The organism is Shewanella sp. MR-4, assembly GCF_000014685.1.
GTDB lineage: Bacteria > Pseudomonadota > Gammaproteobacteria > Enterobacterales > Shewanellaceae > Shewanella.
In genome coordinates, this window is record NC_008321.1 from 595,310 (window position 1) to 620,208 (window position 24,899).

Here is a 24,899-nt window from a genome sequence, read left to right on the forward strand (position 1 = left end):
TCGTGAGGTAACACTATGAATTCAATCACTCAGAAATCTATTTTCCATTCTTTTTCTACTGTGTCTGCTACGGGCTTAAGGTCGTTGTTTACTCCTTCCCGCTTAGCGCTGGCGCTGATGCTTACCTCGTTAACTATTACGGCCCCCACCTTCGCGGGTGAAGGCCATGACCACGGCGCTGAAAAGGTGGCCAATACCGCTGAAAAGAGCGTAAGTGCAACAGAAGATGACCATGGTGAGCAGGCACTCACTCTGACGCCTGCGCAGTTGGAACTTGCAGGGATCCGCCTCTTACCCCTGAGCAGTGACAGCTTAAGCCTAAGCAATCTCAATCTCGATACTATGGCGACCGCCACTCTAGTGGTCGACCGTGATAGAACCGCCACTTTGGCACCACAGCTGGATGTGCGTGTGCAGGCGCGCCATGTTGTGCCCGGTCAAGAGGTGAAAAAAGGTGAGCCCTTACTGACCTTAGGTGGGGCAGAAGTCGCCAAGGCGCAGGCCGAATATATCAATGCCGCCGCTGAGTGGAACCGTGTGCGCCGCATGAGTGAAAGCGCCGTGAGCGTGAGCCGCAGAATGCAGGCGCAGGTCGATGCCGAACTCAAGCGAGCGATTCTGGAGGCGATCAAAATGACGGCGGAACAAATACGCACCTTAGAGTCGACCCCAGAAGCTATCGGCAGCTATCAGTTACTGGCGCCTATCGATGGCCGTGTGCAGCAGGATATCGCCATGCTAGGTCAAGTGTTCACCGCTGGCACACCATTAATGCAGTTGACCGATGAGTCGCATCTTTGGGTTGAAGCGCAATTAACCCCAGCACAGGCGGCCAATGTGAATGCCGGCGGCCCGGCGTTAGTGCAGGTCGGGGATAAAACCTTGGCGGGCAAGATTATCGGCCGTTCCCATGAGCTGGATAGCGTGACGCGCACCGAGCAGATTTTAGTCAGCATGCCAAACCCTGAGCATGTGTTGCACGCGGGACAATTTGCCGAGCTTTACTTTGCCGATGCGCCTGCAAGTGCAGACGGAGCCGCTTCCTCATCGGGCTTCTCATCTGGAATCGTCCTGCCCGATGCGGCGCTAACACGTGGCGGTGATGGTGATTGGCAGATTTTTGTTCAAGACGAAGATGGTTTTGAAGCCATAGAGGTGGAGCTGGTTCAGCGTCAACGTGGCTTAAGCCTAGTACGCGGGGATGAGTTGGATAAGGCGCGGCAGGCACAACAGAAAGTGGTGATTGAGGGGGCGTTTTTCTTGGCATCGGAGCAGGCCAAAGCTGGCTTTGATATTCATGCCCACTAATGGTTGTGCTGATATGAAAGCTGTTTAGTGAACCCTTATCAAGCCCTATTTTGATAACTTTTTTAAAGGCTTAGGGCTAGCGCGCGAGGAATTTTTATGTTGCAAAAAGCAATCGAAGCCGCGATTAAAAATCGGCTATTAGTGGTACTGGCACTGCTTGCTGTGGTGGCCGCCAGTGTCGCCATGTTGCCCAAATTGAATCTGGATGCCTTTCCCGATGTGACCAACGTACAGGTGACCATCAATACCGCGGCCGAGGGGTTGGCCGCCGAAGAGGTGGAGAAGCTCATCAGTTATCCGGTCGAATCGGCCATGTATGCCTTGCCGGCGGTGACCGAGGTGCGCTCACTTTCACGTACTGGCTTGTCCATTGTGACCGTGGTATTTGCCGAGGGCACGGATATTTACTTTGCTCGCCAGCAAGTGTTTGAGCAGTTACAGGCGGCGCGGGAGATGATCCCAAGCGGGGTGGGCGTGCCAGAAATTGGCCCTAACACTTCTGGTTTGGGGCAGATTTATCAGTACATTCTGCGGGCTGACCCTAGCTCTGGCATTAATGCCGCCGAGCTGCGAAGCCTTAACGATTACCTCGTTAAACTGATCATGATGCCGGTGGGCGGCGTGACCGATGTTTTATCCTTTGGCGGCGAGGTGCGTCAGTATCAAGTGCAGGTCGACCCTAACAAGTTGCGAGCCTATGGCTTGTCGATGGCGCAGGTGAGTGAGGCGCTTGAGAGCAATAACCGCAACGCCGGTGGTTGGTTTATGGACCAAGGCCAGGAGCAATTGGTCGTGCGGGGTTATGGCATGTTACCCGCGGGTGAAGCGGGGCTTGCTGCTATCGCTCAAATTCCGCTGACTGAAGTGCGTGGCACACCGGTGCGAGTGGGCGACATTGCTAAGGTCGATTTTGGCAGTGAGATCCGCGTAGGGGCTGTGACTATGACGCGCCGCGATGAGGCGGGTCAGGCGCAAGCCTTAGGCGAAGTGGTTGCGGGCGTCGTGCTTAAGCGCATGGGCGCCAACACTAAGGCGACGATTGATGATATCGATGCGCGGATTAATCTGATTGAGCAGGCGCTGCCCAAGGGCGTGTCCTTCGAGGTGTTTTACGACCAAGCGGACTTAGTGGATAAAGCCGTTACCACAGTGCGCGATGCGCTGCTGATGGCTTTTGTGTTTATCGTGGTGATCTTGGCGCTGTTCCTTGTGAATATTCGCGCCACCCTGTTGGTGCTGCTGTCTATCCCTGTGTCCATTGGTTTGGCGCTAATGGTGATGTCTTACTATGGCCTTTCTGCCAACTTGATGTCTCTTGGTGGGTTAGCGGTGGCCATTGGTATGTTGGTCGATGGTTCTGTGGTGATGGTTGAGAATATTTTCAAACATTTAACTCAGCCAGACCGCCGTCACTTAGCTCAGGCGAGAAGCCGCGCGGATGGCGAAGTCGACCCATACCATGGCGATGAAGATGGCAGTGTTCGCGCCGTTGAAGCGGATAACAGCATGGCCGTGCGCATCATGCTGGCGGCGAAAGAGGTTTGCAGTCCGATCTTCTTCGCGACCGCCATCATCATTGTGGTGTTTGCGCCGTTATTTGCGCTGGAAGGGGTTGAGGGCAAGTTGTTCCAACCTATGGCGGTCAGCATTATTTTGGCGATGATTTCCGCTTTACTGGTGGCCCTGATCGCCGTGCCTGCACTGGCGGTTTATCTGTTTAAGCGTGGCGTCGTGCTGAAGGAGAGCGTCGTGTTAGTACCTTTAGACTCAGCCTATCGCAAGCTGCTGAGTGCTACCCTAGCTCGGCCAAAGTTGGTGATGATCAGCGCGCTGCTGATGTTTGCCATGAGTATGGTTCTGCTGCCAAGGCTGGGTACCGAGTTTGTGCCCGAGCTAGAGGAAGGCACTATTAACCTTAGGGTGACGCTGGCGCCGACCGCGAGCCTTGGCACTTCTTTAGATGTGGCGCCAAAGCTTGAGGCCATGTTGCTGGAGTTTCCCGAGGTGGAATATGCCTTGAGCCGTATCGGTGCGCCAGAATTAGGCGGCGATCCTGAGCCTGTCAGCAATATCGAAGTCTATATCGGCCTTAAACCCATCGAAGAATGGCAATCGGCTAGCTCGCGTTTGGAGCTGCAGCGGCTGATGGAGGAAAAGCTCAGTGTCTTCCCCGGACTGCTACTCACCTTCTCACAACCGATTGCGACGCGGGTCGATGAGTTGCTCTCTGGGGTAAAGGCGCAGTTGGCGATTAAGCTTTTTGGCCCTGATTTAGATGTCTTATCAGAAAAGGGACAAGTGCTCACCGATCTGGTGGCGAAAATTCCCGGTGCCGTGGATGTGTCCCTCGAGCAGGTCAGTGGTGAGGCGCAGCTGGTGGTGCGGCCAGACCGCTCGCAGCTTGCCCGTTATGGCATCAGCGTCGACCAAGTGATGTCGCTAGTCAGCCAAGGAATTGGTGGTGCAAGCGCTGGACAGGTAATCGACGGTAACGCGAGATACGACATCAATTTGCGCCTCGCCGCCGAGTATCGCAGCAGCCCAGATGTGATTAAAGATTTACTCCTTAGCGGCAGCAATGGTGCCACAGTGCGTTTAGGTGAGGTGGCCAGTGTTGAGGTGGAAATGGCGCCGCCGAATATTCGCCGTGACGATGTGCAGCGCCGTGTGGTGGTGCAAGCCAACGTGGCGGGTCGGGACATGGGATCTGTGGTCAAGGATATCTATGAGCTGGTGCCTCAGGCCGATTTGCCCGCGGGATACACAGTGATTGTGGGTGGTCAGTATGAGAATCAGCAGAGGGCACAACAAAAGCTGATGTTGGTAGTGCCTATCTCTATCGCCTTGATTGCCTTGCTGTTGTACTTCTCCTTTGGTGCGGTGAAGCAGGTCTTATTGATCATGGCAAACGTGCCCCTGGCATTGATCGGCGGTATCGTGGCGCTGTTTGTCAGCGGCACTTATCTGTCGGTACCGAGCTCCATTGGTTTTATCACGCTGTTTGGGGTGGCGGTGCTCAATGGCGTGGTGTTAGTGGACTCGATTAATCAGCGCAGGCAGAGCGGCGAGTCGCTCTATGACTCGGTTTACGAAGGCACGGTTGGCCGTTTACGCCCCGTGCTGATGACGGCATTGACCTCGGCCTTGGGCTTGATCCCCATCTTAGTGTCATCGGGTGTGGGTAGCGAAATCCAAAAGCCGCTGGCGGTGGTGATTATCGGCGGGCTGTTTAGCTCTACGGCACTGACGTTATTGGTGTTACCGACCCTGTATCGCTGGTTATATCGCCACGATAAGTCGCCCGCCTAGTGGGATGTTGAGCCTTGGCCTCATTTTGTGGCAAGGCTCAATGTTAAAGTTAAAAATCAGTGAGCTATAGTGCGCGATCTAGGCTAGGCTTAGCTCTGGTATTAAGGATTACTATCTTTGGAGAGCATTATGATCGCAGTCATTTTTGAAGTCGTGCCCACGAAAGAAGGCAAGGAAGAATATCTGCACGTGGCAGCTGAGATGCGTCAATATTGATACCCAAATAACCTCTAGATACGAGTTTCAGAGCGTCCAAGGTGCTCCAATTCAAGGCGCATCAATGACAGAATGTCGGCCACCTTTTGAATTAATGCAACGCAGAAGTGGAGTGCCATGGGCGCTCCGTCTCGGCGGGTTTTAACGTACTTTATGCTGCGTTGACTATTTTTTAACTTAGCCCACTAGGTCTGCAAATAGCCGCCTTGCCTAAAGTGCGTTAAATTCCCGCTGAATCCTGCCTGCATCTTGAGGTTATTTGGGTATCTTAGGCGTCAGGGGCTGATTTCAATTGAACGGTTTCAGAGCTTAACCGACGATGGCAAGGTGCTAAGCCTGTCGTTTTGGGATGATATGGCCTCTATTACCCAATGGCGTAATCAAATGGCCCACAGCATCGCTCAGCAGACTGGCATTGTGCCTTGCTTATTTAACTCTTATCGCATCCGCGTTGCCGAAGTGGTACAAGACTATAGCGAAACCGTGCACGACGTGCCCGAGTAAGCTGAGCACTTGCATAAAAAAACAAAACCCATCGAAGTCGATGGGTTTTTTATTGCAATCAATTGGATAAGAAAATAGCGAGAGCTTATTTTTCTTGCTGCGCTTTAAGCAGATCGCGGATCTCTGATAATAGCTCTTGATCTTTGGTAGGCGCAGGTGGCGCTTTCGGCGCTTCTTCCTGTTTGCGTTTTAGGCTGTTAATGGCTTTTAAGCCCATAAAAATTGCAAAGGCGATAATGGTAAAGTCGATAACGGTTTGGATGAACTTACCGTAAGCAATCACTACCGCTGGCGCATCGCCCTGGGCGGCTTGCAACACTATGCTCAGATCGCTGAAATTCACGCCACCTAAGATGATCCCAATTGGCGGCATAATGATATCGGCTACAAAGGATGAGACTATCTTGCCAAAAGCGGCACCGATGATAATACCCACCGCCATATCGATCACATTGCCACGGGACGCAAAAGCCTTGAACTCTTTAATTAAGCTCATTAGGTTTCCTCCGAAATTAAAATGAAATGTTAAATTTTATTGTGTTAACTGTATCAGGAAAACCTAAGGGTCTTTTGCTGCCTGTTACCTTGCCAAGCTTATAGGGGCTTAAGGATTAAGGCAATTCTGACTTTCGGGATTTATCCTTCATCGGCTAATTTCAGCTCAGCAAGGTTACAATTGTTAAGTCGAACGAGGGTTGTTTGGTTCTTGCTGGCCAATAAATTCCGGCACTTCTAATACCTGTGAACCCCAGCGTTTGAACAGGGCGGTATAGATAAATTCGATGAAGACACGATATTTGCGGGGTAAATACGCCCGTTTGGGGTAACTGAGCACCACTTTGGTTTGCACCATAGGATAATCGTCAAGGAGCGGCACTAAATAGCCTTTCTCTATCGCTTCCTGCGCAATAATCGACGGCACGGCCGTAATGCCAAGCCCCGCAATGGCGGCTTCGCGGGCAATGGTGACATTGTTTACGGTTAGCTGCGTGACGGGTTCTATCACCACCCAAGACTGGCCATCAAACAGCTTCCACGCCCCTTCAATATGTGCCGACTGTAAGCGAATCGCTTTATGCTTGGCCAAGTCCTGCGGCACTTTTGGGGTACCGTGCTCGGCTAAATAACTTGGGCTTGCCATCAATGATTTGTAAGCATTAACTAAGGAATAACTCTGCAGACGAGTATCGCTCGAGTCGGCGATTTGGAATAACAAATCGATGCCTTCTTCTATTACATCCACTTTGCGGTTCGTGAGCTCAGCCTCAATGGTGATATCGGGATAAAGGGTTAAAAACTGGGCGAATATAGGCCCGAGGAACAATTGGCCTAACTCGATGGGGCACACTATTTTTAGGTTGCCTTTAATCAATTGCTGGTGGGCGCTGAGCTGATTTTCGGCGCTCTGCAGATCGCTCAAGATCTTATTGATCCGATTGTAGTAACTCGATCCCGCCTCGGTGAGTTTGAGGGCGCGGGTCGTGCGGAATAACAATTGGGTGCCAGTATCGGACTCCAGTTCGGCAATCTTGCGACTGACGGTGGCCTTAGTTAAGCCTAGGGCCTTGGCGGCGCCAGTAAAGCTGCCTTGCTCGACCACTTGGGCAAATATCTGCACACGATTGAGATCCATGATTGTTACACCTGTGAAACAGTGGGTTGATTTTTAACTATCTAATAAACGTGATGAGACAGTAGTACACTAGCACTCACTAATCAAGGAGTCATTCATGTCCAAAAGTAAGCTCATCATCGCCGTTCCACTGATACTCGCCGCTGTCGCGGGTGGCGGCTATTACTGGTGGACGCAAGTACGTTTTATCGAAACCACTGACAACGCCTATGTTGAGGCCGATATCTCCCATGTGAGCGTGAAAGTCCCAGGTTATGTGGTGATATCCGATGTGACCGATAACCAGCATGTGCGCAAGGGCGAGTTATTGGCGCAACTTGAAGATAACCAGTTTAGCGCCAAAGTCAGCCAAGCCGAGGCGTCACTCGGCAGTGCTAAGGCCGATCTGCAAACCTTAGCCGCTAAGGTGGAATTACAACATGCGTTGATCAGTCAAGCGAGTGCGGGCGTGGTCGCGGCGCAGGCCGACAAACTGCGCGCCGAGCAACAGTTAACTCGTGCTAAAAAGTTAAAAGTCAGCAACTACAGCTCACAGGACGATGTCGACCAATTGCAAGCGGGTTTTGATTCTGCCGCCGCTGGGCTGGATGAAGCCAAGGCACTGTTAGTGGCTAAAGAGCGTGAGCTTGCCGTGTTCAATGCCCAGCTTAATCAAGCTGGCTCTGTGGTTGAACAGTCGAATGCGGCATTGGAGCTGGCTAAAATTCAGCTTAATGATACCCGCGTAACCGCGCCTTTCTCTGGGGTGATTGGTAAACGCGGCGCCATGGTGGGGCAATATGTGCAGCCCGGCCAGGCACTCTACAGTTTGGTTCCGGATGGGGCTGTGTGGATCACGGCGAACTTTAAAGAAACCCAAATCCAACATATGCAACCTGGGCAGTCGGTGCAGGTCAGTCTCGATGCGTTTCCCGACAAAACCTTTACAGGTGTTATCGATAGTCTGTCGCCGGCGTCCGGAGCCAAATTTAGTCTGCTGCCCGCCGAAAATGCCACGGGTAACTTCACTAAAATCGTGCAACGTATTCCGGTGCGGATCCGTTTAGATCTCTCAGAAGAAGAGGCACGTGTCGTCCCCGGTTTAAGTGCCGTGGTGAAGGTCGATACTGCGTCGCATCCGACGACAGCTATCGCTGCTAACGTCGGTCGCTAAGTCGGTCGTTAACATGAGCACAATTGCTGCGGCACCTGAAGCTATCGCCGCGGGGGCTACACCGAGCGAATATGAGCGTGGTAGTCGCCGTTCGTGGATTGCTGTTTTCGGTGGTTTGATTGGCGCCTTTATGGCGATCCTCGATATTCAAATCACCAATGCCTCGATGAAGGAAATCCAAGGAAGTCTCGGCGCTACGCTGGAGGAAGGCAGTTGGATTTCAACGGCTTATCTGGTTGCCGAGATGATTGCGATCCCGCTCTCGGGTTGGTTAAGCACAGGGCTTTCGGTCAGGCGTTATCTGTTGTGGACCACAGCTGCCTTTATCTTTGCCTCTATTCTGTGTTCGATTTCGTGGAACCTCGAGGCCATGATCGCCTTTCGGGCGTTGCAGGGCTTCTTTGGTGGCGCGCTGATCCCGCTGGCCTTTCGGTTGATCTTAGAATTTTTACCCGAGAATAAACGTGCCGTGGGGATGGCGCTCTTTGGCGTGACTGCGACGTTTGCGCCCTCGATTGGCCCAACCTTAGGTGGTTGGTTAACCGAGCATTTTAGTTGGCATTACCTGTTTTATATCAACGTGCCGCCCGGATTGCTGGTGATGGCAATGTTGGCCTATGGTCTCGAAAAACGCCCTGTGGTGTGGGATAAACTGAAGAATGCCGACTTAGCGGGCATTGTCACTATGGCGCTAGGCATGGGCTGCCTCGAGGTCGTGCTTGAGGAAGGTAACCGCAAGGATTGGTTTGGCTCGGATTTGATCCGCAATCTCGCCATCATTGCCGCGGTGAATTTAGTGCTGTTTGTGTGGATCCAGCTTAAACGTAAAGATCCTTTAGTGAATTTGCGCCTGCTCGGTAAACGCGATTTTGTGCTTTCGACCATAGCTTACTTTTTGCTGGGGATGGCTCTCTTTGGCGCTATCTATTTGATCCCACTTTATTTGTCTCAAGTGCATGATTACACGCCGCTGGAAATCGGCGAAGTCATTATGTGGATGGGGTTCCCGCAGCTCTTGGTATTGCCATTAGTGCCGCGTTTAATGCAACGTTTCGACGGGCGTTATTTAGCCGCCTTCGGCTTTTTTATGTTTGCCCTCAGTTATTACATGAATAGCCAAATGACCGCCGATTACGCAGGGCCGCAGATGATCGCCTCCCAAGTGGTGCGCGCCTTAGGCCAGCCCTTTATCTTGGTGCCCATTGGCATGTTGGCGACGGCCCATTTAAAGCCCCATGAGAATCCTTCGGCTTCGACCGTATTGAACGTGATGCGTAACTTAGGCGGTGCCTTTGGTATTGCGCTGGTGGCGACCTTAAGCGATAACCTTGCCCGCGGTCATTTTGCCCATGTGAAGGAGTCTTTACCAGCGGTCAGCACACAGGCGCAGGACTATTTGAATCAGAGCGCCAGTATGTTGCAACAGGGTGGCTCGGATCCCTATACCGCCTCGATGCAGGCCAAAGCACTATTAGGGCAAACCATGAGTCAGCAGGCCTATATTCAAGCCTATAACGATGTGTTTTTGATTATGGGGGCCATGTTGTTAATTGCCGTGGTGGCTGTGCTGCTTATCCGTAAACCTCAAGGGCCAGTCGCCCATGATGCGGCAATTGAATAAGACTGGTTTATACCAATCGTATTAAATATCTGTTCATTCAGCGGGAATTCAACGCGCTTTAGACAAGGCGAAGGCTTGAAGGCATAGTGGTGCTCTGTCGAAAGCCTTAAACGCAGTATAAAGCGCGTTGAAACCCGCCCTTTGGGAGCCACACAGGCATCCCACTCCGGTGTTGCATTGGCTTAAAAGGGAATGGCCATTTCTGCGTCAATGCGCCTAGGATTGAAATGCCTGTGAGGCTCTGAACTGATTAGATATTTAATGTGATTGGTATTATTTCATTTTCGCAATGCGTAACCCTTGCGCCTTAATTCCCCCAGGATTAAGGCGCTTTTTTATGCGGCGACCGCTGTGATAGACTCGAGCTCTTTTCCGGTAGTACGCAGAGCCTTTTTATGTCGATACAAGATTCAGTCGAGTGGCAAAATCTTAAATTTAATCAATTAACTGCTAACACTTTGTATGAGATTCTCAAATTGAGAGTCGATGTGTTTGTGGTCGAGCAGGCCTGTGCTTATCCAGAGCTTGACGATAAAGATAGACACCCTGAAACTCAGCATTTAATCGGCTTATCACCAGCGGGCGAGTTACTCACCTATGCCCGCATCTTACCTCCTGGGCTGAGTTATCCCGAGGCTAGTATTGGCCGAGTCGTCGTGTCTCCAGCGGGACGAGGTAAAGGACTGGCAATGCCTTTGATGCAACGGGCGATTGATGCCGCTCTTAGCACTTGGCCTGCAGCGGGTATCCAAATTGGTGCTCAGGATTATCTGAAAAGCTTCTATCAAAAACTTGGGTTTAGCGCCTGTTCCGACATGTATTTGGAAGATGGTATTCCCCATATCGATATGCGCTACCAGCCTAAGTGATCTGGTTTTAACTAGCTGACTTTACTCTTATTAAGGAAATCAAATGACGACAGTTACGGACTACAAAATCAATCAACAACAACTCGTTTGCGTCGCGAGCTTTTTAGCGAAAGAAGGTAAAACCGAGGCCTTGATTGCGGCACTCGCTTCGCTGATCCCCGATACGCGCCGCGAAGCAGGCTGCATCCGTTATGAGCTCAATGTCAGCCGTGATGAACCGCGCCGCGTGACCTTTGTGGAGAAGTTTGTCGATATCGACGCGTTCAATAAACACTGTGCAAAGGACGCTATCCAACATTATTTCCATCAGGTGATGCCCGAGTTAGTCGAGTCTTTCCATGTGGAAACCTATTATCAAGTCATCGTCTAGCTGACTCGCCGTGCAGTATTGATAAGCCATTTTTGCCATTTTCAAGTGCTACTTGAGTGGATATTGTCGATACTGCATGTATTGCTAATACCATATATTATTCATACTGTAAGTTAATATGAAATATTGCAGGATGAAGAGTTTAAATAAAATATTTTAAATTATTTCAAGTGGATGCTAAAAATTGGGTTCATTGTGTCTCATGATATTATTAGATGAAATGGATGAATTATTTTAGTTCACATCGAATCAATCTGATCAGGTTTGTCGGGAGGTCATTGTCCTTCTAGACTAGATTAGTAATAGGTTCATTTGCCCCCTTATTATGGATGAAATCGCGAAGCCTACTCCCGTAGAAAATCTTTGGAAAAGGTGGTTGCTGGTACTCGATCCTGAGCAATCTCTACCTGAGTGTAGTGAAGAACTTAAACAAGCTGCTTGGAACTGTTTAAAAGCAGTGTCGGCAGCTGAAGCTCTAGTATTGCTGCAAAAATATGATTTACGTGTCGCTATTGCCTTTATCAATGATACTAATCAAGTCTTACTCGCTAACGAAATTGCGATTATTCAAACCGAATATCCCTCGCTTCATTGGATTGCTGTCACCGATAGCACCTTGGAGCAGCACTGCAGTTGGTTAAGTGCCGCTAACTTTATTGATTATTATCACCGTCCATTCGATTGGGGGCGTTTTGCCGATACCCTTGGGCATGCATGGGGGATGGCGCAGTTGACTGTCGCTAAAAAGGGCAAGTCAGCGCCAACAGAAGCTTTGACCACCATTAAAGGGGATCATCCGTTGTTGCAACAGCTGCGTCAGCGGTTACACAAATTTAGTTTGTCGGATGACACGGTTTTACTCAGTGGTGAAACGGGCTCAGGCAAAGGTCTCTGTGCAAAAACGCTCCATAGTTTATCTAAACGTCGAGATGGCCCATTTATCACAGTTAATTGCGGTGCACTTCCTATTGGACTGATCCACTCTGCACTCTTTGGTCACGAAAAAGGGGCCTTTACCGATGCAGATAAACGTTATATCGGCCATTTAGAGCAGGCCAATGGCGGCACGCTCTTTTTAGATGAAATTGCCGACTTACCTTTAGACTTACAGGTCAATCTACTGCATGTTCTCGATGATAAACAGATCATGCGGATCGGCGGTAATGTGCCCATTAAGGTGGACTGTCGTTTGTTGTTTGCTTCTCACCAAGACCTCGAAGTCGCGATTGATGAAGGCCGTTTCCGTGAAGACTTATATCACCGCATTAATGTGTTGCGGCTGCATGTCCCCAGCCTGAGGCAATATAGTGATGAAGTGATGTTACTCGCTGAAGACTTTTTACAAGAGAATACAGACAGTAATGTCCAGTTTCATTTTAGCGACGATGCTCGCTGTGCCATGAAGCACTACAATTGGCCCGGTAATGTACGTGAACTCCGCAACCGTATTCGCCGAGCTATGGTGTTGAGTGATGACAGCAAGATCACAGCGCAGTTGCTAGGGTTGGATCAATTGCCAAGCCGAGCTGGTCAAGATTTGGCTCGCTGTCGTGTTGAGCATGAGGCGGAAGTACTACTAAAAGCGATCAGCGATCATAAGCACAATATCTCCGCCGCCGCCCGCTCATTAAATATCTCCAGAGCAACGTTTTACCGCTTATTGAAAAAGTGTCAGATCAAGATGCCCTAGCGGGCCTGTCTCTGCTGCTACAGCTTGCTTCACTCCTGTGACACATCTTACTCATCAAATGTGAATAAATTCTTGTTTATCAATTGTTTAATTTTTGGCCTGTGACTTGCTTTAATGCAGTGGTTCACAATCGGAATGCTCATTTGCAGAGGTTGGTGGGGGCAGCGGCATTCCGTCCACTGTAAATAAGGAGAATGTTATGAAACTCAAACTATTGTTTCGTACCCTTCTACTCTGGGCTTGTACATTGATGGCATATGGTGTTCAGGCTACGGTAGATAAGGTCGAACTGGATGGTAACATTGTTAAGCAGACTACACTCGATGATTGGCAAACGATTAACCTCGGGAGCAGTACTGCAAATGTCACCACAGGAGTGATTTCTGACTTGCCACCACAAACGATTTTTTGGAAAGGTGGCTCGAAAGACACTTCAGACGTGACTGAATGGTGGTACAAGGACGGTGCCGTACCTGATAAAGATGACCTGCGCAATGGCTATGCGGCGGCCTATTTTATCAATAACGGCGGTGGTAGTGACGATTTAGTGTTTTACTTTGGTGCCGAGCGTTATGCCAACAATGGTGACGCAATTATGGGATTCTGGTTTTTCCAAGATAAAGTTGGTCCTGGCCCTGGTAATAGATTTACCGGTCAACACCAAGAAAACGACTTATTTATCATCATGGAATATCCTCAGGATTCAAATTCAGTACCCTTTGTGCAAGTGATGCGTTGGGTGAATTCTGGTGGTAATGTCTCTGAACATTTAGAGTTGCTCTATGCTTCTGGGGAAGCGGGAGCTAAATGTTTATCAGGCGGTGACACTGGGGTTGCCTGCGCCATTACCAATGAAAATCCTGAACTTGCTGGGGTGGCAAATGGTTTGTGGCCCTATGAAAACAAAGAGGGAATTCCTAACACTTATCCCTATGAGTCCTTCTTCGAAGGACGTTTGAATGTGACCCAAGCATTCTTGGCTGCGGGCGTGAGTGAAATTCCTTGTTTCAGTAGTTTCCTCATAGAAACCCGCTCGTCTCGTTCCGAATCGGCCCAATTGAAGGACTTTTTAGGCGGCGATTTCCCTCTCTGTAGTATTGGGATTGAGAAAACCTGTAGCGCTACTGAGCTGACAGGTACTAATCAATTCCGTATCGATTACATCTTAAAACTCACTAATACCGGGGTTGGTAGCATTGGTGCCAGTGAAACTGTCACCATCAACGACACGCCAAGCAATGGTTCTGCCTTTATCATAAACCAAGCCTTGAGTGCATTTGATAACGGTGCTGACGGTTGGGCGCCTAACGAAATGTTAACCTATACAGGTTATTACATTTCAGAGGTGAATGGCGGTACTAACACCGTCGATGCTAGTGTGAGTTTTGGCTCTGCCAGTATCAGTGCCGATCCGTACACTGCAACCTGCGATTCGTTGGCTTTGAGTCCTATGTTAACTATTGCGAAAAACTGCAGCGTATCACTGGAGGAAAATAGTGGCTTAGTTGCCCTACGAAAAGACTACGATATTACCGTCTGTAACACTGGCGATGCACCTTTAGATGTTTCACTGACAGACTCGGTGGACACTAGTCTAAATGCATCATTCAGTTTGGATTTTGCGAAGCAGTGCTTAACCAACAGCGATTGCGGATCTGGGTATAGTTGCGACAATAATAGTTTTATGTGTACCAATACGGCGGGCGAATTGGAGGGTAACTTTGGCGGCAATGTTTGTCATCTAACCCAAAGTTATTACTTCCCAAGCACATTACCCACAGGAGCCGACGGTACTCTGTCTAATACCGCGACAGCGAGAGCGACTTCCCCTGTGGTTGATACGGGTGATTTGGCGACGATCGGTAACTCCGACACTGCGAGTTGTGACTTGTGTCCATTACCATTGCCAGCGCAGGAATAGTTAATTGAGTTGAGTTTGCGCAAAAGGGCCGTTATCACGGCCCTTTTTCTTTGATGAGATTATTTATTTTTTCCTTTGCCACCCGTGCCGGTGCTGGTATCAGACGAACCACTGCTTGTCGTGCTCGGGCTGATTGTGACTGTGGCGATAGCAGTTAACTTGCCATCACTCACTGTGTAGCTAAAGCTATCGTTACCTTTAAAACGTTTCGATGGCACATAGGTCAGGGTATTATTAGCGTTGACAGTCACTTTTCCATTCAGTCCTTGAGTGGTGCCACTGATAAACAGGCTGTCACCATCTAAATCGCTGTCATTGGCCAGCACATTCAGTACCGTACTCGCGCTGATATCGTTGAAATCATCATTCACAGCGAGTGGCGCAGTATTACTGGTTGCTGCAGTTAACAATACGCTACCAGAGCTAATCACTTGCTGTGAGCTTGTCTGATTGTTGCTGATCACTTTCCAAGTATTGCTACCACTGCCTTGCAACGCTTCTAGCGATAGGGTCAGGTGCATGCTGGTTTGTGGGGCTAGTGTCACACTGTTATTCGCTAAGCTTGCATATAAGCCTGCATCGGCTTGAGTTGTCAGGCTGTAATTGTTTTCAGGACAGGCGCTACTGTCGTTGTTGGTGAGCAGTAAATCAACCGAACCTTGCTGCCCTTGTTGCAATTGTGAGACAGCCGATTGTACCGCTAAGCTGCTATTACCACGAATACACTGTGTTACCGTATTTTGCATTACAACATCTAAGGTGACTGAGGCGGTATCGGAAGAGATGACGTCGATACGCACTCCTTGTTGCTCAAAGGATTGTCCCGGCGCCAAACTGATATCATCCCAATCATAACTACTGCTGTTTGGTGTTGGATCAAGCAAATAGCTACTGGCAGCGTTGTTGCTGGCGCCTTCGCGCAATCTTACGCCATCGAGCATAGCGGCTGCTTCAGTCGCTAGTGAGCTATCGAACCCAGTTGCCTGACGATATTCGACATAGTAGAACAGCTCGTTACCTGAAGTGTCCTGACCATTTGGAATTTTCAATAATAATGGGAAGTTACCTTCGGCCTCCACTGGAGATAGGGTTACACGTGAATCAGTACTTACGGTCTTGATGCGATCGCCACTAAGCCAACCTAATTGCTCCTTATGGAATGCATTGAAATGCTTGGGAGTATTGGTGCCACTCATTGCACTGAGATAGTCGCCATATTCGGTGATGGTACATTGGCTGCTGTCAGCTGTCGTGACCGCGCCACAATCTTTCTTATTGGCATGGAATAAGCCTAGGTTATGCCCCAATTCATGGTTTATGGTGGATAACTGTACTCGCTTAATCCAGCTACGTTTGCCTGCCACATTGGCTTTGCCTGACCAGGTGCACTTAGGATGAGTTGGGATCAAGTACATCACATGGTCGTAATTATCTGGGTTAAAGCCACGGGCACTAAGCTCTTGATCTGCGGCTAAGGCAACGGCATCAGTATTACAGACAGAGACATCCACGTTGACTGTGATTGGGCTGGTCGTGTCGCCTGACAGAGTGACAGAACCATAGGAGTTTTCTTCGTAGAAAGCTGAAGCTTGATTAAATAGCAGATCTTGGATCTCTGCTTCAGTCAGCCTGATGACAGGATTGATCGCAAAGTTTACTTCAGCCACTAAAACGCTTCTGTTGCCACTGATAGGTGTGATGGCCGAGTTGACGGTTTGGGCTGATCCTGACGTTTCATTGGTCTGCAGTAAACTGAGGTTACTATCGCTCACCTGCAATTGCTTGCCATTGGCCTGACCAAAAACACGGATACTCTGACCGGGCTTTAACCAATGGGGGATCGATGTTAAGGCTAAGTCGTGCACTTGGTTTTGTTTACCGTGGAGACGAAACGTTTCAATCGCATGTTGTGGGAAATCTTCCACCTCGAGGGAAAGCGTGCCTTCAAAAGGGCGCATATCTGCAGCAAGGACTGTGTTGGTTAGCAGTAAGCTGCTTAACATCATGGCAGAGTATTTCATTGTTCATCTCTTCAGGTTTGGGGCAAAACGTGACACTTATGAGCTCCGCAGTTCAATTAGGAGACATAAGTTCCATTTAATATCGTAAACAGTTTTTAACCTGTTTCGCGGGGGCATTCTAGGGTAGGAAATAATGAATGTATATAGGCTGAAACCCAGCAAATACGCGGGTTTCGGCTGATATCGTTGAAATGAAAGAAATAAAATTGTTCAAAAAATATACTGGTTAAACCAGGCTGAATTTTGACTGTTTTTCATTCATTTAGCAGTTAGTTTATTGTGGAAAATGTTTTTGGATACAGAAACAGCCAGTTATTAGTATGAGTCAAATAAAAATAGCAATGTCTAAATTTTGACGCTGATATTTTGTCACTTACCAGCAATGCTCAACTTAAATCGATAAAAACGGCAAGCCTTAGTCCAGACCGAAGCCGTGATGCGACCTAGAGTCATCTTTATCCAAAGCAGAACGCTTAGTAGCAGTAAGCGTTTTATCTTTAAATTCCTGTCACGAACGCGCAATAGCCAGTTGTGGAGTCGCAAAGGATTCAATTTGTGAGTAGAGATGGATATGGGGATCTTTGAGCTTTAAGTCGGCGTCAGATTTATCTTTAGTATTCTTGCTGGCTTAGGTTTTACGCTGGATGTATTTGCGATTGTCGCTGCACTCCAATTAATCCATGTGAATTTGATTAATATGTTATTCATCAGGATAATCAACAACAATCGTCTGCGTCGCGAGTTTTTATCGAAGAAGGCAAACCGCGGAGCTTGCTCTCTGTTCACTCTAACCGCTGTGCAGTGGGCGGCATCAGTTATGAGCTTAATGTTAGCTGTGCCGTGTGACCCTTGTAGAGAGGTTTGTCGATATCGCCGCGTTCGATAAACCCTGTGCAAAGGATGCTATCTAGCATTATTTCATCAGATGATGCCCGAGTTAGTCGAGTCTTTCCATGTGGAATCCTATCATCAATTCATCGCCTAATTTATCTGGTTTAACAGGAGTTTGCAGTGTTAATTAACTATATTGAGCCAGTGTTTAGACCGCCATCAGAATGGAAGTCGTTAATACTGCAAGTGACTAACGGTTGTAGTTGGAATCAGTGCAGTTTTTGCGATATGTACACTCAGCCGCAAAAAGCCTTTAGGGCACAAAAGCTCGATAAGATTGAGCAAGATATTCTCGCGATTGCCAAAACTGGGATGCCGGTATCACGGGTGTTTTTGGCTGATGGTGATGCTATGAGCTTACCCTTTGCCCGGTTAGAGGCGATTTGTGAGCTGATCAACCGACACTTGCCGCAGGTGACACGCATCAGCAGTTATTGTTTGCCGCGCAATCTGAATAATAAAACTCCAGAGCAGCTCGCTCGGTTGCGGGAGTTAGGCCTAAGTCTGCTGTACGTTGGCTGTGAAAGTGGTGATGACGAAGTGCTGGCCAAGATCAAAAAGGGCGAAACCTTCGAGTCATCGCTGGCGGCATTACAAAAAATTCGCGCGGCTGGGATGAAGTCATCTGTGATGATCCTCAATGGCTTAGGCGGCGTGGCATTATCGCAGCAACATGCCATCAACTCGGCCAAGTTGATGAATGCTGCCCAGCCCGATTATTTATCCACATTGGTAGTCACTTTACCGCTAGGCACTGAGCGAATGGACGCTGTATTTGGCGGGCAATTTCAGTTGCCGGATCAAATGGGCTTGTTCCAAGAAATGCAGACCTTATTGGATCATTTGGAATTAGAGCAGACGATATTTAGATCCGATCATGCCTCTAACTATCTTGTGCTAAAAGGAGTATTAGGTAAGGACAAGGCCAAATTGCTGGCACAGGTCGAGCAGGCGATTAATGCGCCGCGCAGCATTCCCTTAAGGCAGGAATGGCAGCGCGGTTTGTAATTGATCACCGAGTAAAAAGCCCCAGAAAGATGCCGGGGCTTTTTTATTGGAAACAGATTAGCAGCGCTTAGAAATTATAACGCACGCTGACTTTGTAGCTGCGTGGCTCGCCAGGCATAGTCCACATCGATGAATAAGAGCTTTGATAGTAAACTTCGTCGAACAGGTTAGTGATATTAAATTGCAGGCTAAGATCCTGATTTAACGCGTAGGTGCTAAATAGATTCACTAAGGTATATGCTGGCAGTATGTAGTTTGGATCAATGGTTTCACCTAAGCGATCGCCCACATAAAGCAATGTCGCTCCCGCGGAGGCATCGGAACCAAACAATGAAGTATCATGTTTTAGCGTGAGATGACCATTGTGTTTTGGGATGTTGATTAAACGACTGCCTTCGGGAATGCTCACGCCCCAATCTGCGTTGAGAATATCGTTAGCCGTCTTGGCATCGGTATAGGCGTAGGATAGCAACAGCTGAGTATCGGCCGTTAGGTAGGCTGCCAAATCCAGCTCAATCCCTTGGCTATCGGCTTTACCTAGTGCCGCTGAAAAACCTGAATTCACAGGGTCTGCAGTTAGCACATTACTCTTTTCGGCGCGGAAGAGGGCGATAGAGCCTGTCAGATTTTCTAACTCAAACTTAGTACCTAGCTCATAGGATTTACTCTCTTCGGGTTCGAATGCGACACCGCGATAATCAGAACCTGTGTTAGGGCGAAAACCTTCAGAGTAACTGCCATAGAGGCTTAACCAAGGTTGCCATTCGTAAACGATACCGGCTCTTGGACTAAAGACATTTTGGGTTTGATTGGATTCTGTCTGATTTTTATGGTTTTCAATGCTTTGCTCGAAACTGTCAAAGCGGCCACCTAAGGTGAGCTTCCATTTTTCGCTGAGATCGAGTTGGTCTTGCAAATAGATCCCGTAGTTATCCTGAGTCTCTACCTGGTTGTAGAGCAGGGCGCCTTCGGGCGCAATTTGTCCATACACTGGATTGTAAACATTGATGCTGTAAGTCGTATCGCCAGCTGCAGGGCGGAAGCGTTCCCAATATTTGTCGAAATGGAAGTGATAACCGTCTGCGCCAATGAGAAGGTGGTGGCTAATATCACCGGTCTCGACCTTGCCGCTTAACTCAACGCGACCCGATAAGTCAGTTGAGGTGAAGTTACGGTAGTTATGTTGACGGCTTAGGGTTTCACCGTCGATGTTGAGCATTTGACGACTTTTCACCAACTCTGGATCGCTTGCGTAGCCTTCAAGTCCTGTGTCGCGGTAGCTAATACCCGATAATAAACTCCAGTTACCAAAGTCATGTTCTAAGGTAAATTGGTGGGCTAATAGACCAATTTGGGTCGCGCCATCACTGGCCTCACCTAGATATCTATCAATGGGTAAGGCTTTAATGTCGCCGTCGATAGCCACAATGCCACGGTCGAAGGGGACTTTTTGGTTTGTATATTCCAGTTCATAGCTTAGACGCGTGGTATCACTAGCTACCCAAAGCAAAGAAGGGGTTAAAATCCTTTTTTCCGAATTAACGGGATTGCGGAAACTGCCCTTGTCTTCAATCGCACCGTTAACCCTAAAGGCTAAATCGTCGGTAATGGCGTTAGTATAATCCCCCTCAAGACGGTAATTATCCCAGCGACCGGCACTGGCTTGCAGATAGCCTTCTTGGAAGAATTTAGGTTTTTTGGTGATGATGTTAATGGTGCCGCCGGGTTCTGCGCGGCCATAAAGAGCAGAACCTGGGCCTTTCATTATCTCGATACTTTCTACGTTCGCAGTATCACGGGTACCACCAAAACCACGTCCCGCATCATAACCATTAACTAGATAACCCGAGGGGACGTTTTCATCGCCCACAAAGCCGCGCACGGCGAAACTGTCCCACATACCACCAAAATTATTTTGGCGATTGACTGAGCTCGATAAATCCAGTGCATCCATCAGCGTCGATATACCCGCATCGCTAATTTGCTCCATCGACAGGCTTTCTACCGCCTGTGGCTGAGCTTTCAGTGGCACATCCCCTCGAAATGGTTGGCGAATACCTTTGACTTCGAGGTGTTCGATATTGGGCGTGGACTCTTCGGCATAAACTGTTTGAGTAAACACGCTTAAGATGGCGATTTGAATAAGGGATACACGAAAAATGTCTTTAGTAGACATATGGATAGGCTCCGGATTATGGCAATTATCTGTTGCTTTTATGATTGCTTAGCTTTGGCTTGATGATGTGGTAGAGGAGAGAAAACAACATACAGCACCAAAACTTTTAACTTAGTACGGATTTTAATGTAAATAATTATCATTTGCAACCAGTGGTTTTCATATCGATTTGGCTGATGTGATCTGGTTCAAACAACATCTTTCTTAAATTTAAATGGGTTATATACAGAGTTTATTTTGATGATAGCGACTAGATATATATGTTTTTTCATATATACTTTTATTCATATGTGTGTTGGATTTGTATAGGGGCTATTTCATGCAAGCCGTCGCCTTTTTTAAGGCCCTTGCCGATGAGACTCGGCTGAAATGTGTACTGCTCATCCAGCGAGAAGGGGAGTTGTGCGTATGTGAATTAATGGCTGCGCTGTCGGAGATCCAGCCTAAGATCTCTCGGCATTTGGCGCAGTTAAAAAAAGCAGGGATCTTAGTCGATAGGCGTCAGGGGCAATGGGTGTTTTATCAAATTAATCCTGAGCTTAGTGCTTGGTGTCAGCAAGTATTAGCGCAAAGTTGTGAGGCTAATAGTCCGTTTTTAGCCGAGAGTATGCAGAACCTGTGCAGCATGGGTGCTCGTCCCGAACGCGCTAAAGCCTGTTGTTGAATTGAAAAGAATGCATTTTGTGAGTCGAGGTTGTTATGGGGATCTTTGAACGTTATTTAAGTCTCTGGGTTGGCTTGAGTATTCTTGCAGGGGTCGCGCTTGGAAACCTGGCGCCGGGTGTATTTGCCGCTGTGGCTGCCATCGAATTTGCCCATGTTAACTTAGTCATCGCCCTGTTTATCTGGGTAATGATTTACCCCATGATGGTGCAAATTGATTTTTCTGCGGTGAAAGATGTTGGGAAGACACCGAAAGGATTGGTGTTAACGCTCATCATTAACTGGTTAGTTAAACCTTTCACTATGGCATTGCTGGGGGGGCTATTTTTTAAGTTGCTATTTGCCGACTGGGTTGACCCTCAAAGCGCCAGTGAATATATCGCGGGGATGATTCTGCTCGGAGTGGCGCCTTGTACCGCCATGGTGTTTGTTTGGAGCCAACTGACGAAGGGCGATCCTAACTACACTTTAGTGCAAGTCTCTGTTAACGATATCATTATGGTGTTTTTGTTTGCGCCGCTCTGCGCGTTGTTGCTGGGAGTGAGTGATATTCAAGTGCCGTGGGAAACCCTGCTGCTTTCAGTGGTGTTGTATGTCTTATTGCCCTTAGTCGCAGGCGTGTTAACTCGAAAGCGCCTCGAGGCAAGCCATGGTGCCAGCGCGGTGCCGCAGCTATTGGCTAAACTCAAACCTTGGTCTGTGATAGGGCTACTCGCGACGGTTGTGCTGTTATTTGGTTTTCAGGCCAAGACTATAGTGACACAGCCACAAAATATTCTACTCATAGCTATTCCTTTGATTATTCAGACCTATGGCATTTTTATCTTGACCTACTGGTTGGCGCTAAAGCTCAAACTGACCCATGCCATTGCCGCGCCCGCGAGCATGATAGGTTCTTCTAACTTCTTTGAATTAGCCGTGGCGGTTGCGATCTCTCTCTTTGGTCTGCACTCGGGAGCTGCCTTAGCGACAGTGGTAGGGGTATTGGTCGAGGTGCCTGTGATGTTATCGCTGGTGTACTTTGCTAATCACACGCGGCACTGGTTTCAATATTGAGGCATCGAAACACGTAGGTCGGCATTGCATTAAGGAGCAATATGTTCCAAATATTTACTGATTTGGCGACTTGGCTAGTGTACGGCGTGTTTGGCTTAGAGGCGGGTTCGGCCTTGGGCGGCGCTGTGCATTTTTTTGTTGAAGATGTCAGTAAAATTTTTATATTGCTGGTGGTGATGATTTATCTCATCGCCTTGCTGCGGGCGTCCTTAGATGTTGAGCGAGTCCGTGACTATTTAACGGGCAAGAATAAAGGCGTGGGATATTTTCTGGGGTCGATATTTGGTGCCATCACACCTTTTTGCTCATGCTCGAGCATCCCAGTCTTTTTAGGCTTTACTTCGGCTGGGATCCCCCTTGGGATCACTATGGCCTTCCTGATCACTTCTCCTTTGATCAACGAGGTCGCCGTCCTGCTGCTGATGAGTTTACTCGGCTGGAAATTTACCTTGCTATATGTGGCTGTGGGGATGACAGTAGGTATGCTCGGCGGACTATTGCTCGATGCGATTAAGGCCGAGCGTTGGTTACAATCCTTCGCCGCCGAAGCCCTAGTTCGTGGACGCCAAATGGCGGCGTCGAATGCTGTTCCTACGACTCAGCGGGTCCTATCTTTTACCGAGCGGCATCAATTTGCGAAAGCTGAGGCGCTTGAGATTTTTGGCCGTGTTTGGAAGTGGGTCATTATCGGTGTGGGTCTTGGCGCTGCCTTACACGGTTTTGTACCAGAGGGATGGGTTGAAACCCATTTAGGTCAAGGTCAATGGTGGTCTGTGCCTGCGGCCGTGTTAGTCGGTATTCCTCTGTATTCGAACGCGACTGGCATTATTCCTGTGATGGAGAGTTTACTGGCGAACGGCTTGCCTATTGGTACTACGCTGGCTTTCTGTATGAGTACAGTGGCGGCCAGTTTTCCCGAATTTATTTTACTCAAACAAGTCATGCAGTGGCGCCTGTTGGCGGTGCTGTTGGTTGTGCTATTGACGGCATTTACGTTAGTAGGTTGGATTTTTAATTTTGCAGCACCGTATCTTTAAGGAAATAACATGAAACAAGTCAAAGTATTAGGTAGTGGTTGCGCTAAATGTAGTAAGACCGCCGAAATGATTGCGGACATATCAGAAGAAATGGGCATAGATGTGATTGTGAAAAAGGACACAGATCCGCAAACCCTATTGAAATTTAACGTAATGAAAACCCCAGCGGTTGTGATCGATGGCGAGTTAATCCACAGCGGCTCAGTTCCAACCCGTGACGAAATCGAAACCTGGTTAAAGGACTAAGTTGTTACCCTTGGTTAATCAAGGCTTGCTATTAGCCTTGCCATAATCGTTAACAAGGCGCGCCATTGTCATCCTAAATGTTTGGCAATGGTGGTGTTACCGCTTAAGTAACCTATTAGTAGTATTCAGAAAATATAATAATTAGCGACATTAAAATTTTAAATTAACTTATTGGAATATCAGCATGGCAATCAAAATTGGCATTAATGGTTTCGGGCGTATGGGGCGTTTAGCCCTGCGTGCGGCGTGGGAATGGGATGATGTTGAGTTTGTGCAGATTAATGATCCTGCTGGGGATGCGGCTACCTTGGCCCATTTGCTTGAGTTCGATTCAGTCCATGGTCGCTGGCGTTATCCGGTAACGGCGAGTCACGATGGCATTCAAATTCAAGATAAAACCATTCACACTACAGGCAATAAAACGATTGCTGAGACCGATTGGTCGGGATGCGATGTGGTGATTGAAGCCTCCGGCGTGATGAAAACCAAAGCCTTGCTACAAGCCTATTTAGATCAAGGCGTTAAGCGGGTGGTTGTGACCGCACCTGTGAAAGAAGAGGGGGTGTTAAATGTGGTGATGGGCGTGAACCATCAGCTATACGATCCTACTATCCACCCAATCGTCACTGCCGCATCTTGTACTACCAACTGCCTTGCGCCTGTGGTGAAAGTGATCCATGAGCAGATCGGCATTAGGCATGGTTCCATGACGACCATCCACGATATTACCAATACCCAGACGATTCTCGATGCGCCCCATAAGGATTTACGCCGTGCCCGCGCCTGTGGTTTGAGTTTAATCCCCACCACCACCGGCAGTGCGACGGCAATTACCCATATTTTCCCAGAGCTTAAGGGCAAGTTGAATGGCCATGCCGTACGGGTGCCGCTCGCTAATGCGTCCCTTACCGACTGTGTATTTGAGCTTGAGCGCAGAGTGACTGAAGCAGAAGTGAATGCGTTGCTACAAAGCGCCGCCGAAGGTGAGCTTAAGGGTATTTTAGGTTATGAGGAGCGGCCGTTAGTGTCGGTTGATTATAAAACCGATCCCCGTTCGAGCATTGTCGATGCGCTTTCGACCATGGTGGTGAATGGGACTCAGCTAAAACTCTACGTGTGGTACGACAATGAGTGGGGATATGCCAACCGTACGGCAGAGCTCGCCCGTTTAGTCGGCCAGCTTGATATGCCGCGTTAGGAGACCATA

At 48.6% G+C, this 24,899-nt stretch carries 20 protein-coding genes; 15 read left to right on the top strand and 5 right to left on the bottom strand.

Going from position 1 to position 24,899, the window contains the following annotated elements; translation table 11 throughout:
* The first annotated feature begins 15 nt into the window (after nt 1-15).
* The 3 genes from SHEWMR4_RS02720 (at nt 16) to SHEWMR4_RS02730 (ending at nt 5,337) form a co-directional block, all read left to right on the top strand.
* A complete protein-coding gene (locus tag SHEWMR4_RS02720) occupies nt 16-1,308 on the top strand; it encodes an efflux RND transporter periplasmic adaptor subunit (RefSeq protein WP_011621319.1) in 1,293 nt (430 codons plus the stop codon).
* A gap of 96 nt (nt 1,309-1,404) precedes the next feature.
* Nucleotides 1,405-4,617 carry an efflux RND transporter permease subunit gene (locus tag SHEWMR4_RS02725; protein WP_011621320.1) on the top strand — a complete coding sequence of 1,071 codons (3,213 nt, stop codon included), beginning with the start codon at nt 1,405-1,407 and terminating at the stop codon, nt 4,615-4,617.
* Between the two features lie 447 nt (nt 4,618-5,064).
* Nucleotides 5,065-5,337 (top strand): antibiotic biosynthesis monooxygenase family protein, encoded by a 273-nt coding sequence (locus tag SHEWMR4_RS02730; protein ID WP_049764452.1) that lies wholly within the window; start codon nt 5,065-5,067, stop codon nt 5,335-5,337.
* Nucleotides 5,338-5,422: 85 nt separating this feature from the next.
* Here the strand turns inward: SHEWMR4_RS02730 and mscL are convergent, their stop codons facing one another.
* Both mscL and SHEWMR4_RS02740 read right to left on the bottom strand, forming a co-directional pair.
* Nucleotides 5,423-5,833: a large-conductance mechanosensitive channel protein MscL gene (mscL, locus tag SHEWMR4_RS02735; RefSeq protein WP_011621323.1), complete on the bottom strand. Its 411-nt coding sequence runs from the start codon at nt 5,831-5,833 to the stop codon at nt 5,423-5,425.
* Between the two features lie 183 nt (nt 5,834-6,016).
* On the bottom strand, nt 6,017-6,970 hold the full coding sequence (locus SHEWMR4_RS02740) for a LysR family transcriptional regulator (RefSeq protein ID WP_011621324.1): 954 nt from the start codon (nt 6,968-6,970) through the stop codon (nt 6,017-6,019).
* A gap of 97 nt (nt 6,971-7,067) precedes the next feature.
* Here SHEWMR4_RS02740 and SHEWMR4_RS02745 point away from each other — a divergent pair, with 97 nt between their 5' ends.
* Together SHEWMR4_RS02745 and SHEWMR4_RS02750 are read left to right on the top strand one after the other, a co-directional pair.
* Entirely contained in the window at nt 7,068-8,123 is a 1,056-nt protein-coding gene (locus tag SHEWMR4_RS02745; RefSeq protein ID WP_011621325.1) for an HlyD family secretion protein, read from the top strand.
* A gap of 13 nt (nt 8,124-8,136) precedes the next feature.
* Nucleotides 8,137-9,744, top strand: a complete 1,608-nt coding sequence (locus SHEWMR4_RS02750) for a DHA2 family efflux MFS transporter permease subunit (RefSeq protein ID WP_011621326.1) — start codon at nt 8,137-8,139, stop codon at nt 9,742-9,744.
* On the opposite strand, the gene SHEWMR4_RS21025 is transcribed toward SHEWMR4_RS02750, so the two are convergent.
* Entirely contained in the window at nt 9,708-9,896 is a 189-nt protein-coding gene (locus tag SHEWMR4_RS21025) for a hypothetical protein (RefSeq protein WP_083757876.1), read from the bottom strand. The two genes, SHEWMR4_RS02750 and SHEWMR4_RS21025, sit on opposite strands and share 37 nt — an antisense overlap.
* A gap of 243 nt (nt 9,897-10,139) precedes the next feature.
* Here SHEWMR4_RS21025 and SHEWMR4_RS02755 point away from each other — a divergent pair, with 243 nt between their 5' ends.
* The 4 genes from SHEWMR4_RS02755 (at nt 10,140) to SHEWMR4_RS02770 (ending at nt 14,594) form a co-directional block, all read left to right on the top strand.
* Complete coding sequence (locus SHEWMR4_RS02755) at nt 10,140-10,613, top strand: GNAT family N-acetyltransferase (RefSeq protein WP_011621327.1); 474 nt, start codon at nt 10,140-10,142, stop codon at nt 10,611-10,613.
* A gap of 43 nt (nt 10,614-10,656) precedes the next feature.
* Nucleotides 10,657-10,983, top strand: coding sequence for a putative quinol monooxygenase (locus SHEWMR4_RS02760; protein ID WP_011621328.1), 327 nt, complete (start codon nt 10,657-10,659; stop codon nt 10,981-10,983).
* Between the two features lie 376 nt (nt 10,984-11,359).
* A complete protein-coding gene (locus SHEWMR4_RS02765) occupies nt 11,360-12,673 on the top strand; it encodes a sigma-54 dependent transcriptional regulator (RefSeq protein ID WP_264622835.1) in 1,314 nt (437 codons plus the stop codon).
* A gap of 199 nt (nt 12,674-12,872) precedes the next feature.
* The gene (locus SHEWMR4_RS02770) at nt 12,873-14,594 is read left to right on the top strand and encodes a hypothetical protein (RefSeq protein ID WP_011621330.1); all 1,722 of its coding nucleotides are present in this window, start codon (nt 12,873-12,875) and stop codon (nt 14,592-14,594) included.
* A 59-nt stretch (nt 14,595-14,653) separates the two neighbouring features.
* Here SHEWMR4_RS02770 and SHEWMR4_RS02775 read toward each other — a convergent pair whose 3' ends face one another.
* Entirely contained in the window at nt 14,654-16,615 is a 1,962-nt protein-coding gene (locus SHEWMR4_RS02775) for an Ig-like domain-containing protein (RefSeq protein ID WP_011621331.1), read from the bottom strand.
* Between the two features lie 1,011 nt (nt 16,616-17,626).
* Between SHEWMR4_RS02775 and SHEWMR4_RS02780 the strand changes: the two genes are divergently transcribed.
* Nucleotides 17,627-18,514, top strand: coding sequence for a radical SAM protein (locus tag SHEWMR4_RS02780; RefSeq protein WP_011621332.1), 888 nt, complete (start codon nt 17,627-17,629; stop codon nt 18,512-18,514).
* A gap of 67 nt (nt 18,515-18,581) precedes the next feature.
* Here the strand turns inward: SHEWMR4_RS02780 and SHEWMR4_RS02785 are convergent, their stop codons facing one another.
* A complete protein-coding gene (locus tag SHEWMR4_RS02785; protein ID WP_011621333.1) occupies nt 18,582-20,690 on the bottom strand; it encodes a TonB-dependent siderophore receptor in 2,109 nt (702 codons plus the stop codon).
* Between the two features lie 319 nt (nt 20,691-21,009).
* Here SHEWMR4_RS02785 and SHEWMR4_RS02790 point away from each other — a divergent pair, with 319 nt between their 5' ends.
* The 5 genes from SHEWMR4_RS02790 (at nt 21,010) to SHEWMR4_RS02810 (ending at nt 24,890) form a co-directional block, all read left to right on the top strand.
* Nucleotides 21,010-21,354 carry a metalloregulator ArsR/SmtB family transcription factor gene (locus SHEWMR4_RS02790; RefSeq protein WP_011621334.1) on the top strand — a complete coding sequence of 115 codons (345 nt, stop codon included), beginning with the start codon at nt 21,010-21,012 and terminating at the stop codon, nt 21,352-21,354.
* A 35-nt stretch (nt 21,355-21,389) separates the two neighbouring features.
* On the top strand, nt 21,390-22,409 hold the full coding sequence (arsB, locus tag SHEWMR4_RS02795; protein WP_011621335.1) for an ACR3 family arsenite efflux transporter: 1,020 nt from the start codon (nt 21,390-21,392) through the stop codon (nt 22,407-22,409).
* Between the two features lie 41 nt (nt 22,410-22,450).
* Nucleotides 22,451-23,446 (top strand): permease, encoded by a 996-nt coding sequence (locus SHEWMR4_RS02800; protein ID WP_011621336.1) that lies wholly within the window; start codon nt 22,451-22,453, stop codon nt 23,444-23,446.
* A 9-nt stretch (nt 23,447-23,455) separates the two neighbouring features.
* Nucleotides 23,456-23,692 carry a thioredoxin family protein gene (locus SHEWMR4_RS02805; protein ID WP_011621337.1) on the top strand — a complete coding sequence of 79 codons (237 nt, stop codon included), beginning with the start codon at nt 23,456-23,458 and terminating at the stop codon, nt 23,690-23,692.
* 184 nt (nt 23,693-23,876) lie between these two features.
* A complete protein-coding gene (locus SHEWMR4_RS02810) occupies nt 23,877-24,890 on the top strand; it encodes an ArsJ-associated glyceraldehyde-3-phosphate dehydrogenase (RefSeq protein ID WP_011621338.1) in 1,014 nt (337 codons plus the stop codon).
* Nucleotides 24,891-24,899: the final 9 nt, after the last annotated feature.

Excerpts from the sequence above, each read along its gene's own strand:
- SHEWMR4_RS02720 (WP_011621319.1), top strand. The coding sequence starts at position 16 with ATGAATTCAATCACTCAGAAATCTATTTTCCATTCTTTTTCTACTGTG.
- SHEWMR4_RS02725 (WP_011621320.1), top strand. The coding sequence starts at position 1,405 with ATGTTGCAAAAAGCAATCGAAGCCGCGATTAAAAATCGGCTATTAGTG.
- mscL (WP_011621323.1), bottom strand. The coding sequence starts at position 5,833 with ATGAGCTTAATTAAAGAGTTCAAGGCTTTTGCGTCCCGTGGCAATGTG.
- SHEWMR4_RS02740 (WP_011621324.1), bottom strand. The coding sequence starts at position 6,970 with ATGGATCTCAATCGTGTGCAGATATTTGCCCAAGTGGTCGAGCAAGGC.
- SHEWMR4_RS02745 (WP_011621325.1), top strand. The coding sequence starts at position 7,068 with ATGTCCAAAAGTAAGCTCATCATCGCCGTTCCACTGATACTCGCCGCT.
- SHEWMR4_RS02750 (WP_011621326.1), top strand. The coding sequence starts at position 8,137 with ATGAGCACAATTGCTGCGGCACCTGAAGCTATCGCCGCGGGGGCTACA.
- SHEWMR4_RS02755 (WP_011621327.1), top strand. The coding sequence starts at position 10,140 with ATGTCGATACAAGATTCAGTCGAGTGGCAAAATCTTAAATTTAATCAA.
- SHEWMR4_RS02760 (WP_011621328.1), top strand. The coding sequence starts at position 10,657 with ATGACGACAGTTACGGACTACAAAATCAATCAACAACAACTCGTTTGC.
- SHEWMR4_RS02770 (WP_011621330.1), top strand. The coding sequence starts at position 12,873 with ATGAAACTCAAACTATTGTTTCGTACCCTTCTACTCTGGGCTTGTACA.
- SHEWMR4_RS02775 (WP_011621331.1), bottom strand. The coding sequence starts at position 16,615 with ATGAAATACTCTGCCATGATGTTAAGCAGCTTACTGCTAACCAACACA.
- SHEWMR4_RS02785 (WP_011621333.1), bottom strand. The coding sequence starts at position 20,690 with ATGTCTACTAAAGACATTTTTCGTGTATCCCTTATTCAAATCGCCATC.
- SHEWMR4_RS02790 (WP_011621334.1), top strand. The coding sequence starts at position 21,010 with ATGCAAGCCGTCGCCTTTTTTAAGGCCCTTGCCGATGAGACTCGGCTG.
- arsB (WP_011621335.1), top strand. The coding sequence starts at position 21,390 with ATGGGGATCTTTGAACGTTATTTAAGTCTCTGGGTTGGCTTGAGTATT.
- SHEWMR4_RS02800 (WP_011621336.1), top strand. The coding sequence starts at position 22,451 with ATGTTCCAAATATTTACTGATTTGGCGACTTGGCTAGTGTACGGCGTG.
- SHEWMR4_RS02805 (WP_011621337.1), top strand. The coding sequence starts at position 23,456 with ATGAAACAAGTCAAAGTATTAGGTAGTGGTTGCGCTAAATGTAGTAAG.
- SHEWMR4_RS02810 (WP_011621338.1), top strand. The coding sequence starts at position 23,877 with ATGGCAATCAAAATTGGCATTAATGGTTTCGGGCGTATGGGGCGTTTA.